The 13,012-nt window shown below is 41.2% G+C and carries 15 protein-coding genes; 8 read left to right on the forward strand and 7 right to left on the reverse strand.

From position 1 onward, the window contains the following. Positions 1-7: 7 nt before the first annotated feature. From ACN20O_RS14105 to ACN20O_RS14130, 6 genes are all read left to right on the forward strand, one after another. Positions 8-505, forward strand: a complete 498-nt coding sequence (locus tag ACN20O_RS14105; protein WP_491634554.1) for a chalcone isomerase family protein — start codon at positions 8-10, stop codon at positions 503-505. After that, positions 502-1,029, forward strand: coding sequence for a DUF3833 domain-containing protein (locus ACN20O_RS14110; RefSeq protein WP_491634555.1), 528 nt, complete (start codon positions 502-504; stop codon positions 1,027-1,029). Before ACN20O_RS14105 ends, ACN20O_RS14110 begins: the two co-directional genes overlap by 4 nt. Next, on the forward strand, positions 1,026-1,439 hold the full coding sequence (locus ACN20O_RS14115; protein WP_491634556.1) for a nuclear transport factor 2 family protein: 414 nt from the start codon (positions 1,026-1,028) through the stop codon (positions 1,437-1,439). The genes ACN20O_RS14110 and ACN20O_RS14115 overlap by 4 nt, the downstream gene beginning before the upstream one ends. Beyond that, entirely contained in the window at positions 1,352-2,833 is a 1,482-nt protein-coding gene (locus ACN20O_RS14120) for an SDR family NAD(P)-dependent oxidoreductase (RefSeq protein WP_491634557.1), read from the forward strand. Before ACN20O_RS14115 ends, ACN20O_RS14120 begins: the two co-directional genes overlap by 88 nt. Positions 2,834-2,875: 42 nt before the next feature. Beyond that, complete coding sequence (locus ACN20O_RS14125) at positions 2,876-3,703, forward strand: penicillin-insensitive murein endopeptidase (RefSeq protein ID WP_491634558.1); 828 nt, start codon at positions 2,876-2,878, stop codon at positions 3,701-3,703. 87 nt (positions 3,704-3,790) lie between these two features. Further along, positions 3,791-4,390: a class I SAM-dependent methyltransferase gene (locus tag ACN20O_RS14130; RefSeq protein ID WP_491634559.1), complete on the forward strand. Its 600-nt coding sequence runs from the start codon at positions 3,791-3,793 to the stop codon at positions 4,388-4,390. Between the two features lie 14 nt (positions 4,391-4,404). Here ACN20O_RS14130 and ACN20O_RS14135 read toward each other — a convergent pair whose 3' ends face one another. The 3 genes from ACN20O_RS14135 to ACN20O_RS14145 form a co-directional block, all read right to left on the reverse strand. Beyond that, positions 4,405-4,584 (reverse strand): hypothetical protein, encoded by a 180-nt coding sequence (locus ACN20O_RS14135; RefSeq protein WP_491634560.1) that lies wholly within the window; start codon positions 4,582-4,584, stop codon positions 4,405-4,407. Between the two features lie 213 nt (positions 4,585-4,797). Continuing rightward, the gene (locus ACN20O_RS14140; RefSeq protein ID WP_491634561.1) at positions 4,798-5,262 is read right to left on the reverse strand and encodes a hypothetical protein; all 465 of its coding nucleotides are present in this window, start codon (positions 5,260-5,262) and stop codon (positions 4,798-4,800) included. Continuing rightward, positions 5,229-5,765: a hypothetical protein gene (locus ACN20O_RS14145; RefSeq protein ID WP_491634562.1), complete on the reverse strand. Its 537-nt coding sequence runs from the start codon at positions 5,763-5,765 to the stop codon at positions 5,229-5,231. The genes ACN20O_RS14140 and ACN20O_RS14145 overlap by 34 nt, the downstream gene beginning before the upstream one ends. 268 nt (positions 5,766-6,033) lie before the next feature. Between ACN20O_RS14145 and ACN20O_RS14150 the strand changes: the two genes are divergently transcribed. After that, a complete protein-coding gene (locus ACN20O_RS14150) occupies positions 6,034-6,981 on the forward strand; it encodes a prepilin-type N-terminal cleavage/methylation domain-containing protein (protein ID WP_491634563.1) in 948 nt (315 codons plus the stop codon). 1 nt (position 6,982) lies between these two features. On the opposite strand, the gene ACN20O_RS14155 is transcribed toward ACN20O_RS14150, so the two are convergent. The 4 genes from ACN20O_RS14155 to ACN20O_RS14170 form a co-directional block, all read right to left on the reverse strand. Beyond that, a complete protein-coding gene (locus ACN20O_RS14155) occupies positions 6,983-7,831 on the reverse strand; it encodes a class I SAM-dependent methyltransferase (RefSeq protein WP_491634564.1) in 849 nt (282 codons plus the stop codon). An 8-nt stretch (positions 7,832-7,839) separates the two neighbouring features. Continuing rightward, positions 7,840-9,285: a sensor histidine kinase gene (locus ACN20O_RS14160; RefSeq protein ID WP_491634565.1), complete on the reverse strand. Its 1,446-nt coding sequence runs from the start codon at positions 9,283-9,285 to the stop codon at positions 7,840-7,842. Continuing rightward, positions 9,282-9,992, reverse strand: coding sequence for a substrate-binding periplasmic protein (locus ACN20O_RS14165; RefSeq protein ID WP_491634566.1), 711 nt, complete (start codon positions 9,990-9,992; stop codon positions 9,282-9,284). The genes ACN20O_RS14160 and ACN20O_RS14165 overlap by 4 nt, the downstream gene beginning before the upstream one ends. 175 nt (positions 9,993-10,167) lie before the next feature. Continuing rightward, positions 10,168-12,087 (reverse strand): methionine--tRNA ligase, encoded by a 1,920-nt coding sequence (locus ACN20O_RS14170; protein ID WP_491634567.1) that lies wholly within the window; start codon positions 12,085-12,087, stop codon positions 10,168-10,170. 206 nt (positions 12,088-12,293) lie between these two features. On the opposite strand from ACN20O_RS14170, the gene ACN20O_RS14175 reads away from it, so the two are divergent. Further along, the gene (locus tag ACN20O_RS14175) at positions 12,294-12,974 is read left to right on the forward strand and encodes a Dps family protein (protein ID WP_491634568.1); all 681 of its coding nucleotides are present in this window, start codon (positions 12,294-12,296) and stop codon (positions 12,972-12,974) included. Positions 12,975-13,012 lie beyond the last annotated feature (38 nt).

A 13,012-nucleotide genomic window follows, 5' to 3' on the forward strand; every position in this document is an offset into this window, starting at 1 on the left:
GAGGGTTGTGAAAAAGATTGCCCTGTTTTTTTATTTTTTTGGAGTCTTATTATTTTCTGTCAACGCCCAGGACGATCTTCCATTGCGAGGGAGAGGCGACTACAAGTGGCTTTTTCTTCATATTTATGAGGCGAGACTTTGGGCGCATCCAGGGGATGATCTTTTTGCAAGACCCTTGGCCTTGGAGCTCAAATACAGCAGATCTTTTAAAGGCAAAGACATCGTCACTCAAAGTGTGAAGGAATTAAAAAATGCCGGCATTTCAGACGAGCAACTAAGACAGTGGACACCGAAACTTCTGGAGATTTTTCCCGATGTTGAAGAAGGTGACACGATCAAGGCAAGTTTTAATCCTAAAGAAGGCATTGTTTTTTTTCTTAATAAAGATAAAGAACTGGGAAAATTGGTCGATCTAAATTTTTCAAAAAAATTTCTTGAAATATGGCTTGGAGAAAAAACCAGCGCTCCTGATCTTAGAAATAAATTACTGGGGAAAAATATATGAAACTCTTATTGGGGGTAATGCTCTTGTTAACTTTTTCCTGCTCTAATCATTCATTACAGGATTACAAGGACGAAAAACCAGAGCTAAACCTTCGCTCTTTTTTTGACGGCAAACTTTATGCCCAAGGGATAGTTCAAGATCGCTCAGGTAAAGTGATTAAGAGATTTAACGTCGATATCACTGCCTCATGGGAAGGCAATGTTTGCACATTAAATGAAAAATTTGAGTACTCTGACCAATCTAAGAGTACGCGAGTTTGGCGCTTAACCGAGACAGCTCCCGGGAAATATGAAGGCGTGGCCGGAGATGTTATTGGAGTTGCAAAAGGCGAAGTGGCAGGTAATACTTTTTATTTCGAGTACACACTTGATGTTCCAGTAGGAGACAAGACATTTCACATTCCTTTTAAAGACTGGATGTTCCTGTTGGATAAAAACACATTACTGGCCAGGTCTTATATGACGAAATGGGGATTTAAAGTAGGGGAAGTTTCATTGATCATGACCAAGAAGGAAGGAAAATGAGCGCATTAGAAGGGCTTCTTAAATGGTATGGAAATTTAGATGAAAGCACTCTAGCAAAGATTGATGATTATTATGACTCCCAGGCTTTTTTTAAAGATCCTTTTAATGAAGTCAGAGGCAGTGATAAAATTGCGCTGATCTTCAATGACATGTTTGAGAATATGCAAAACCCTCGTTTTGAATTTTCTGACATCATTGAAAAAGATAATCAGGCTTTTGTGACCTGGAATTTTATATTCTCTTTTAAAGGTAAAAAACAAGTCATTCATGGAAGCTCACATTTTAAATTTAATAATCAGAAGGTGATTTATCACAGAGATTATTGGGATGTGGGGGAGGAACTCTTGTTAAAAATTCCATTCATTGGAATAATGTACGGAGCTTTCCGCAGGAAAGTCAGCTCAACATGATTATTGGCAAAATCATTCTATTGCAGCTTTTCTGGTTTGCAGTGGTTTTATTTTCAAAATCAATTCCACTAACTGTTTTTATCCTGATAGCTCTTGTTCTTTTTGCCAGTGATTATATCTTGTTTCGCCCGAAAGTAAGTGCCGGGCGTTTTGCATTTCTGCTCGTGCTTTTTGTGATTTCGGGATTGATTAATGATGTCCTTCTTCTTTTTTTTGATATTCTGGTTTCTGGTTCATACCATTACGAAAGTTTGCCTTTGTGGATCATTTTCCCACTTTACTATGAAGTGATCTTTAAAAAGTTTCAAAGTCTGCCCACATTGTTAGTCTCGGTTGTCGGAGGAATTGGGGGTGCTATGTCTTATTGGTCTGCTGCAAAATTAGGTGCGATTCTGATTGCTCCAGAAAAAGAGAATACATACCTCTTGTTCCAGTTTCTCTTCTGGGCTGTCTTTTTTCCTTTGAGTATAAAAATGTACTTCAAAGAAGATTATTGGAATTCTTTTTTAGATAAAACAATCTTCTTTTCTTTTGATAAAACAGGATTTCAGCGTCATCAGAAAAAATTCAATGAATCATTTTTTCCAGTGAAAAATCCTAAAAAAATTTTGGTCACAGGAGGAACCGGAGGGATCGGTGAGCAGACGGGCATGACTCTGGCAGAATTAGGCCATCATGTTTTTGTCACTGGCCGCAACCAACAAAAGGGGGCCGAATTAGAAAGAAAAAACAATAATCTCAATTTTGTTTCTTTGGATATGTCAGACTGGCAAGAGGTCTATGAATTCGCTAGAAAATCAGAGATTTTAGAAGGCCTCGTCTTTAATGCGGGAGGAATGCCCGAGAAGATGACGACGAATGAATTGGGCATTGAGCTTCAGTGTGCTTCTCAACTTCTAGGGCATTATTACCTTCTTTATTGGTTAAAAAAATTCCATAAGCTTAAAGCGGGGGCCAGAGTCGTTTGGGTGAGTTCGGGCGGTATGTATCTAAAAGAGCTCAGCTTAGATTCTTTGTTTCATAACCTGAATTACAACAAGGTCGACACCTACGCTAACGTCAAGAGGGCACAGGTCACGTTAGTAGAGGAGCTGGCAAAAAATCCTGAATGGAGTGATTTTTTTATTGTGAGCATGCACCCTGGATGGGTTGGAACGGACGGTCTTAAAGAAGCTCTCCCAGGCTTTTATCGCTTTATGAAAAATAGACTCAGAAATGCCTATGAAGGGGCCGACACCATTATTTGGTGCTTACTGAGTGAAAAGGCACCTGAGTCTGGAAAATTTTACTTCGATAGAAAAGAGGTTTCTCCCTACATTGCAAAGAAGTATATACCGACGCCAGCTGAGCGCATGGAACTGCTGCAAAGAATTCGAGCATTGATGCCGCTCTAGAACTGTGACAGAATAAACTCATACCATTTATTAGGATAGTCTATGCAAAAATCTATGATTCTTGGATTGAGCTTATGTTTTCTCGCCAGTTGTTCTCATTTACCTGACTTTACTTCACGCCTTTCAACCAGGCTTCCGACAGAGGATAAGAGTGAAGCGATTGGGGAATATGCACTAGGTTGTTTAAAAGGCGCTCAAACATTTACTGGAAAAGAAAAAGGACTTCTTATCTCTCAGGCCAAGAGGGGAAGATATTGGGGTCACCCTGATCTTATTCATCTTCTGACCAAGGCTTCAGAGGAGTTTGCCAAAGAAAAGAAAACCCTCATGATTGGAGACCTCTCTCAATCTCGCGGTGGTCCTACTTTGACTGGCCACAATTCACATCAAACGGGGCTGGATGTTGATGTTTGGTTTAAGATTCTTCCGGCCAATACAGCTATATCCTTCCGTGAGCTTGAGACTGAGGATATGAAGCCTATGGAAGAGCTGGGGGCCGATCAGATAAAGATGATTAAGTACTTTGCTCAGGACCAATCTGTAGAGCGCATTTTTATTAATCCTGCTTTTAAAAAGAAACTATGTCAGGATCAAAGGCTTACAGTAGATGAGCAACATAAGCTAAGGGCCTGGTGGGGCCATGATGATCACATCCATGTCCGTTTAAGATGCCCTGCTGATAGCCCGCTTTGTATTTCCCAGAAACCCATTCCTGCCGGGGATGGATGTGGTGAGGAGCTTAATTGGTGGTTTACCAAAGAGGCCAGTGAAGGGAGCAAGGATTATAATTGGGATGCCTTAAAGTCTGCTTATCTGGAAAAAGTTAAAAAGCTTCCAAAAGAATGCTCTTTTTATAATGAGACTTTTTAGATTTATAACAAATGGGTATCAATTAAGAGACTAAGAAAGCAAGAATGAGCTTCATCTATTTATGTTAGGATGAGGCAAGAGGTTTTTATGAATAAAGAATTTTGGAACGAGCGATTTTTAGAAAAAGATGTCTACGGTGAAGAGGTTAATGCGTTTTTAAAAGAGCAGGTAAAGCTTTTAAAAGCAGGCGCTAAAATTTTATGTATTGCTGAAGGACAGGGACGCAATGCCCTTTATTTGAGTAAACAAGGTTTTCAAGTTACGGCGGTGGACCAATCAGAAGTAGGAATCAATCAAATAAAAGAGAAGGCTAAAGCACAAAACCTTCTTATTGAAGCTTATGCCGCTGATCTTTCAGATTATGATTTTGGTGAGAGTAAATGGGATGCCATTGTTTCGATTTTTGGGCATTTGCCTTCTGACTTAAGACGCAAAGTTCACCAAAAAATTACCAAAGGTTTAAAGAGGGAAGGACTGTTTATCATGGAAGCTTATTCACATGAGCAGTTAAAGTATGAAACAGGTGGACCAAAAAGCTTGGATCTACTTTTATCGACTGACGTCCTTAAAGAAGAGCTGCCGGATTTAAAAGTTATTAAACTAGAGCAGCTTGAACGTGAAGTCATTGAAGGAAAGTATCATTCCGGGTTAAGTTCCGTAGTTCAATATATAGGGCTCTACTTGTAGCGGAGCTTTTTTTCTTAATTTTCAGTGTATTTCAAAGGAAGATAATAAACGCCTTTTATAGTATTTTTCATTTTCGCCATCCATAGATTCGTTTCCGGAGATCTGGCCACTTCGACAAAGTCTGGATGTTTTCTAATGTATGAACTTAAATTAATGGCGGCATCTAATTTAAAATTGTGTTCGTTGACGGCCATCACGCAAAGGTTGTACTCCTTTAGTTTTGGAGCATCGGCATCTGCAATTTCGCATTCTTTATTTTTCGGAGCAAGTCCATTGACCGCATCGCTTTTACACTTTGTGGGCTGTCTGGGTCACAAAGTGGATTTGCGTTTGATGGGCAAATTGAAATCCCTGGATTAGGATTAGCTCCACATTCAGCTTCGATATCAATTTTATATTTTGTCAGGTCACCTAAGGCCTCCTCCGATAAGTGCATTGGCAAGAGAGACGTCAACTTTTTTCATCTCTTCGGCCTTTACTTCATCAGACTTTGTCTTATCTTCATAAATTTTAGCAATCTGAACGGCTTTCTTTTGTGATTTACTATCAGCACTTTCCGGACAGTGCACACCGAGGCGCTGTCTTTCTTCCATCATAGGTGTCACAACTTTCATGGCAGGAGATTTCCAGTCATAATTTGAGTCTGAAGGTGCAGGAATCATGGCAACAGAAGTCAGTAGGAGCAGTTCCTTGTTTTTAAGATCCTCATTGGCCGTTTTACTTGGAATGCTCTCTCTTAGGTATAGTCCCTTGTAAGTTGCAACCATGGCAATGCTCAGCTGGATTTGAGTTCTGGCCTCTTCGCATCCTTTAATTTTATCGTCGCAGGCCTTTTGAGCTATGGATAATGCATTTTGAAGTCCTTCTTCCATGACCGTGGCATCAAAAGTTTTAAGCCACTTTTTTCTTCACTTTGAGCTGATATTTTGGCGTTTTTAAATTCAGTCATAAAGTCTTTTCTTGCCTGAATTCGACCATTTCTACCGTTTAGAAAATTAATTTCAAAAGTGTGGATTTGAGAAAGAATTAAGAGGGACACTGCCTGAAGCTCACTACCTCCGGTTGTCTGCATCTTTTTTTGGATGCGGGCGATTTCAGAATTAAAAAGATTGTAATTTCTCTCTTCATTTCCTAAGAGCCTTTTCCCTTCGTTGAACCAAAGGTAAGCAGACCTCGGAAGTTTTCCTTTGTCTGTTTTACATTCTGCGGCCCCTACATCTTGGGCCGCTTTGAGAAAAAGTTCGAATTCCTTATTTGCTTTTTGGTACTTCTCATCTTTTTCAATTAGGTCACTATTATCTGCAGCTGATAAATGAAGGGTGAATGCAAGCGAGAAGAGCACAATCGAAAATGAGTGTAGGGTCGTTTTTTTCAAGAGAACTCCATATCAGTGGGTTTGTACTTATAAATTGTAACTAAGACTTTATTTAATTCATGCTCAGGTTGCAGGTATTTAGGGCTCTACCATGAAATTGGACACTTAAAAGTGACCCGAAAGAAAAGTCGGCCGTCCGGGGTGTTTTTGACTGGCAACGAATCCAACCGGCCTAACTCCTTTAGAAAAATTGAACATGATCGTGGTTGACCTTGCTTTGGATTCAAGAAATAATTAAAAGATTGCATAATTACCAATAGGCTCATGGATGAAACAGAATAAAGGATTTTCTCTCGTTGAGATTATGATTGCGGCTGCCGCTTTGGCCGGATTGGCCTATGTCGGTTTACAACTAACTAAAACCCAAACTAAAAGTGTAGCTAAGAACTCTTTTGACAACGAAGTCAGCATGATCACCAATGAGATCAATGGTCTTTTGTCTGATCCAGCAGTTTGTCTGGCGACATTGATTTCGACAGCGACTCCTACAAATATTAATAGCAAGTACTACATAAAAACTGACACCAATGCTCCGGCAAATGGCTATGGTAATGGCAATATAAAAATTAACTCATACACCTTTTCAGGAGCTGCACCAGATGGGGTACTTGAAATTCGTTTTAACAACAAGGCCATCTTAAAGGGGACAGCAGGCGCAGCTGAGGTAAGTAAAAAAATCAATATTACCTACACGGGCGCTCCGGGAGCCGTGAGCACTTGTCGGGCAACATCAACAGGGACAAGCGATATCTGGCTTCGCGGAACCGGTGCTAATATTAACAACATTTACTACAACAATGGAAATGTTGGCGTGGGAACGACAAGTCCAACAAACGCGAAACTAGAAGTGGCCGGCACTATTCGCCCAGGAGCTGTAACAGTAGGAAGCGGATGCACTATCATCGGTGCCCAAGGGTACAATAGTTCTAATGGCCAGCCAGCATACTGTGATGGTTCCGTCTGGAAAAATTCTGGAGCGGGAGCTGGTGATGTGACGATTGTGAATGGTTCTGTTTCATCATGCCGTGGAAACTCCACTGCCTATTGCCCCGCAGGTTACACTGTTGTCGGTGGTGGCTATATTTTTAATGCCTCTTGTGGCTGTCCTGAAGAGCATCGATTCGCGACTCAAAATTATCCTTCGTCTACGACTTCCTGGACTGTGAGCATGGAGTGCTCAACTAGTACAGCTTATGCCGTTTGCATGAAAAAATAATTTAGGTCGTTACGATAAGAAATTCTTCACCGGTGGCAGTCATTAACCCGTCTCTTCGGTTGTTAAAGAATTTCTTCTTCATGTCTTCAGTAGAAACATGTTGAATCTTTTTTAGGCCCGCTTCACGTGCCATCGCCAGCATCTCATCAGGATGAAAGAAGCTTAAAAAAGGAGTGCCGGAAGCTTTGGCGCGTTCCTGGACCATAAGATAGGCCGGGCGTTCATTATCTGGGACCATTTCAGCTGGAAGCATGAAAGTCATGGCAAAAGTCGAACGAGGGGCAAAAGAGGCGACTTGTTTAAGCATGTCCATGATGGCCTCTCTTGTAAGATACAGAGTCACGCCAGTGGAAGTAATCACTGCGGGTTTTTGCATATCAAAACCATTGCTCTGTAATTGTTTTGTCCATGATTCATTGGATTCAAAATCAACCGGTACTAAATGCAGATAAGGAGGAATGCCGTACTCAGAGGCAAGTAAGCGCTCTTTTTTCCAACCAGAAGCACTGGGCTTATCAATTTCAAAAACGTTAAGTTTGCTGGCAAGCTCAGGCCTTCTCTGAACAAAGGTGTCGAGACCTGCACCCAGCATGATATATTGATCAACGCCTTCTTTGTTGTATTTTTCTTCGACGAGATCTTCAATTAAGCGAGCGCGGGCAACGATTGAAGCGCGGTAGCCTCTTGTGCCCATTGGATGCATATCAGGGCGCTCCCTCCAGTCAGAAGGAGGTGCTATTAACTTTAAACCGATTTCATCATCGATAATAAAAGGAGGTGAGTCGACTTGTTTGTGCATGGCCCTCCAAAGGGCTGTTCGAATGGCGGTGGTGTCGGCTTCGATTTTCATAGTTGCTCCTAGGCCTTAGGCAATTCAAGAACAAATCGTGTATTGTCATGGCCGTGATCGAGGTATAACTTCCCGCCATGTTCCTCGACAATACCAACAGAGATAGAGAGCCCAAGGCCTGTGCCTTTGCCTGTTTCTTTCGTCGTAAAAAACGGTTCAAGAATTTTAGATGCAATCTCTTTTGGAATTCCGGGACCACAGTCAGTAATATAAATAAGAATTTTATTTTGAGCGGCAGAATCCGCAACTTCAACTTTAACCCATTTATCCTTCGAGGGCATTTCAGTCACAGCATCATAAGCATTGTTAAGAAGATTTAAAAGAACCTGAGAGATTTGAGACTCTCGACAGATAATCTTTCCACTTGCAGTCTTAGTAATCTCCAGCTGAATTTCACCGTACTTAAAACGTTCAAAACATAATTCCAGTGTTTCTGAAATGATTTTTTCCGTTTCTACTTCCTGCATTGGGTCCTTGCTTCCATTGCGGGCGAAGCTTCGAAGTCCTTTGACAATTTTTGCCACACGCTGAGTTCCTTTAAGTGCCTTTTCAGTGTGCATCGCAATCTCTGAATACTTATCAGGATCTCTCTGAACGGCCTTTTGAATGCGTTCTAAAAAACCAGTTGTGATCATCAGTGGATTGTTAATTTCGTGGGCCACGCCTGAGGCCATTTCCCCCAGAGCTGACATCTTGCTGACATTAATCATTTGCATTTGTTGCTGATTGATAATGCCGGCACTGTTTTTTAGTTCTTCACCCATCTGGTTGAAGGTTTTGGTAAGGTTCGCGATCTCAAAAACATGGTTTGGATCTTCCTTGAGTTTGATATCGGCGTAAACATTCATCTCTGAAATGGCCTTTTCAAAATCAGAAAGAGGTTTGATGAGAAATTCTCTCAGGTAGAGAAATTGAATAAGGAAGATCAGTATAAAAATTCCCAGGAGAGCAGCAAGCATTGTTCTTGAGCGAGCATGTGCACTTTTTATCAAATCATTGTAATAGATATCAATTTTGATGATTCCAAGCTTTTCCTGACCCTGTTCGGTGCTTTTGGTTATCAGGGATACTAAAAAGGCCCCTTTAGATTTTGTTTTGAATTTTTTGACTTGAATGCTTTCAAGCTCTTTATACATGTCATGTGAAAAAGGGATTATTTTAGCGGGAGAGTTGCTCTCTTGAATTTTTTCCATCTTGTCGTCATAGAGGACAACTGAAGATACTCCTTCAATATTTCCTAAGGTTCTGACGATTTGCCTGATGTAAGGGGAGTCTCCATTCCATAGGGCCTCTTTTAGAGTGTTCTGAAAACTTGTAAGCTGACGTGTGATAATAAGTTCGCGGCTTTTTGACGACTCTTTAAGAGAATAGGTGAATGCCAGGTAGTAAACCGGCATTGAAATTAAAATCAAAAAGATGGCGGCATCTCTTAAAAGTTTATGACTTAGTCTCATTTTAAATAGGGAACCACTAATTTTTCTATTCCAGCAGAGGAAATAGGTGAGTGTTCATTTAATAAAATTCTCAACTGATAATGTTGGTCTTTTTTTGTACTGACCAGAAGTTTGGCCGACAGTGTTTTATCTTGTTTAAACAAACTATCCATCATAAAAGAATTTATGACAATGATATCCACTTTATTATTCATCAAATCTTTTAAATTCTCTTCATTGGTCTGCCCCAGACTGATGCCTTTTTTTCTTAAAACTTCCGGGTCTGTCTTCATATTGGCAAAGTTGTAGTGATACCCGAAGATCCCCCTGATCTTTTTTCCTTCAAATGAATCAAAGAACTTTTGATCTCGTCCAGGCTTGAGTAGACAAACGTAAATTTCTCCACCGGTCAAAATCACTCCGGTTTTCTGGTGAGGGACATTCTCCTGTGACCAGCTCCAGGCTTCATCTTCAAAGAAAATAGCATCAATTTTACCGCTCTTTAAATCGCGGTAGCGGCGGTTGGCGCTGGTTAGGCTAAAGACAAATTTATATTTTTTTTGAGATTGGTTAAGCTTATTGATTAGGTCATAAACCATACCTGACTTTCCGTCTTTGTCGACGAAAGGAGGAAAGTTATAGCCACCGACTTTAACCACCTCTGCCTGGGCGGTCGCTCCTAGAAGGAAGAGACAGCAGAAAACTATCGCCATTTTTGAAAGCATCATATGGTTTTTTCCTTGTCCCATTATGGGTTAATTATGTGGGGGTTCAATGTATAAGTAAATTGGGCTTTAGAGAGGAAGAGAATGCATGCTTGAAAGAAAGTGTTTATGATGAATTTATTTAAACACCGGACTGTTACACTTTTGTATGTGAACGAATCCGGTGTGGTGTAAAAAATTATTCCTCTGAACTCCCTTCCACCGCTGGGAAGTACTGGCCTTTTTGCCCAATGGCATGTCCTGCAGGAATCGGTTGTCCCAATTCATCAATCAAGAAAACGCTCTCCGGAAGATTAAGCGACACGCGCACCTTATCCATTGTTTCAGGAACAAAAGGGTGAAGCATAATCATTAAGTTCTTTAAGATGTAGAAACATGAATAAAGCCCATCAGCGCGTTCCGTTTCATCATGGCGGTCATCATGCGGTTTATATTGCACAAAGAAGCTGTTGATTAAACGAGCGTAGTTCTCAATCTGGCCAAGGAGTGTGATGTGATCTGCTTTTTCCATATTTTTCACATACATCTGCACGATCTTCATCGTTTCTTTTTCAGCTTTTTCCAGCAGTTTTCCATTTGGAACAACACCGCCAAATTTCGAATGAACGGCGGCAATTGGTTTTTCAATCGCTGCGTTTAGTGGCCCGGCTAAAAATTTATTTCTTTCTTTGAATGTTTCAAAATCAAAGTTCGATTGTTTCTCGGCTAAGCTTAGAGTTGAAAGGAAATAACGAAGCTGATCCGGGTGATAACCCATCTCTTCCGTTAACTGATCCCCTGTATAGTAGTTTCCAGTCGACTTACTCATTTTTTCACCGTTAACCATTAAGTGGAAAACTGAGTAAACGTCAGTCATGGTGTAATCAGGTGTATCTTTTCCTCTCACACCAATCCACATCGCTCCTTGCATAAGAACGTAGAAGTAAACGTTATCTTGTCCTAGGAATTGGAAGATTCTCGCTTCAGGGTCTTTCCAGAAACGCTCCCATTCTTTTGGGTCTCTTCCTTGTTTTGCCAAGGCGACTCTTGTGAAAGAGATCGGAGCAATAAGAGAGTCCGGCCACACGTAAAGTGTTTTACCTTTCATCTCTGGATCAATGCTTTCAGGAACAGGAATCCCCCAGGCAACATCGCGAGTGATTGAGCGGTGGGCCCATCCATCGAGAGCTTCACAGGCAATGCCTTTGTCTTCTAAAGCTTTTTTTCCAGCTGCGTAGTCATTTAAGTTTTCAAACTGAACCACAACTTTTTTCCCAGGAGCATAACGAGATTTATGCTTTGGAAGAGTCGTGCGCATTTCTTTAAATGCCGGCTCATGAGTGTTATCAAATTGGAACGCAGGTTGAACTGTCTCAAACACTTCGTTGAAAACACCTTTGCGCCATTTGTTTTGTTTCGTTTTAATCCAATCAGTCAGTTGATCAGAAACTTTCCACATATCAAGCCACAGGTGAGCTGTGTCTCTTAGTTCAGGAGTCGCGTCTGATAATGATGATTTTGGATTAATCAGTTCTGAAGGATCGTATTGAGTCCCACACACTTCGCATGAATCACTGTAGGCCGATGTATTGGCACAGTTTGGATTCGGGCATTTTCCTGTGACGTTTCTATCTTGTAGGAAACGACTGATCTTTGGGTCATACCATTGCTTCGTGATTTTTTTCTCCAGCATCTTGTTGTCCCAAAGTCTTTGCATAAAGTCCTGGCAGACTTCTTTGTGAGTTGGGTAACAATCTGGTTGAGATGTTCCAGAGAAGATATCGTATGAAATCGAATAGCGAGTTACCGTTTGTACTTGTTTATCGTGAATTTGATCAATGAATTCTCTTACAGGAATTCCTGCTTTAAAAGCTGAAGCTTCTGAAGTTGAACCGTGGTCATCATTTCCACTGACAAAAAGAACATTCTGCTTGCCAATCAGCATGCGCATATAACGGGCCATGATATCCGGTGGGATAATAGCTCCGGCCATGTGGCCAAGGTGAAGAGGTCCGTTCGCGTAAGGCATACCGCCTGTCACGATCGCTGTCTTTGGTCTCTTCAGAAGATTGAGAACTGATTTAACGTCTGTTGGGGGAGTGTATTGTGGTTTATTCATAATAGTCTACTATAACGCTTCCAAGCGATCCCCACAAGAAATAGTCTGAGGAATTTTGAAATCTATGTCCCTAAATGGGACATAATGACCCAGAAATAGCGAAACAATCAAAACTAAAACGTCGAATATAGTGCGACTCTCGCTGGCGAGAGCTTTGCATTTTTAATTCTTGGATGCTTACGTCCACTTTTACCTCGGAGCGTAAAATGAAAGAACAAGTAACCCCAATTCAAAACAAAACAAGAACGACGGATGAAGCAATTCTCGCTCAGCCTGTTATGAATCAAACGGCTGGAGAAATCCAGAAATTCGGTACGCGCTTTCGCGTTCCATTGGGACTGGATGATAAAGTTTGCGAGCAAAGTATCACCAATCTCAATCGCATTCTTGCCGACACCATTACGTTGCGCGATTTATATAAAAAATGTCACTGGCAGACATCAGGTGTGACGTTTTATCAACTGCACCTGCTATTTGATAAACACTACAATGAACAGGCCGAGCTGGTTGATCTCATGGCAGAGCGAATCCAGTTACTCGGAGGAATTAGTGTCGCTATGGCAAAGGACGTTGCAGAGATGGCCCAAATTGAAACGCCACCATCAGGTAGAGAGGAAGTTCCTGCTCAAATTTCACGATTAGTTGATGCCCATGAAGCGATTTTAAAATTTGTTAGAAAAGCCGCCCGTCAAGCAGCAGACAATGGAGATGAAGGAACCAATGACCTACTGGTCAGTAATGTCATCAGGACAAACGAACTGCAAACTTGGTTTGTCTCTGAGCATTTAGTGGCCCTTTCTCCAGTAGAAGCGAACCTGGCGACCTACGATAAGTCTTTTGGATACGGCGAGCCAGTCCATCCAGAGACGGCAAAGTCAAAACATTAAACTAATTTACACCTCCCTAAAAGTTGTTATCATCTAAT

It is taken from the genome of Bacteriovorax sp. As-1 (genome assembly GCF_058446905.1).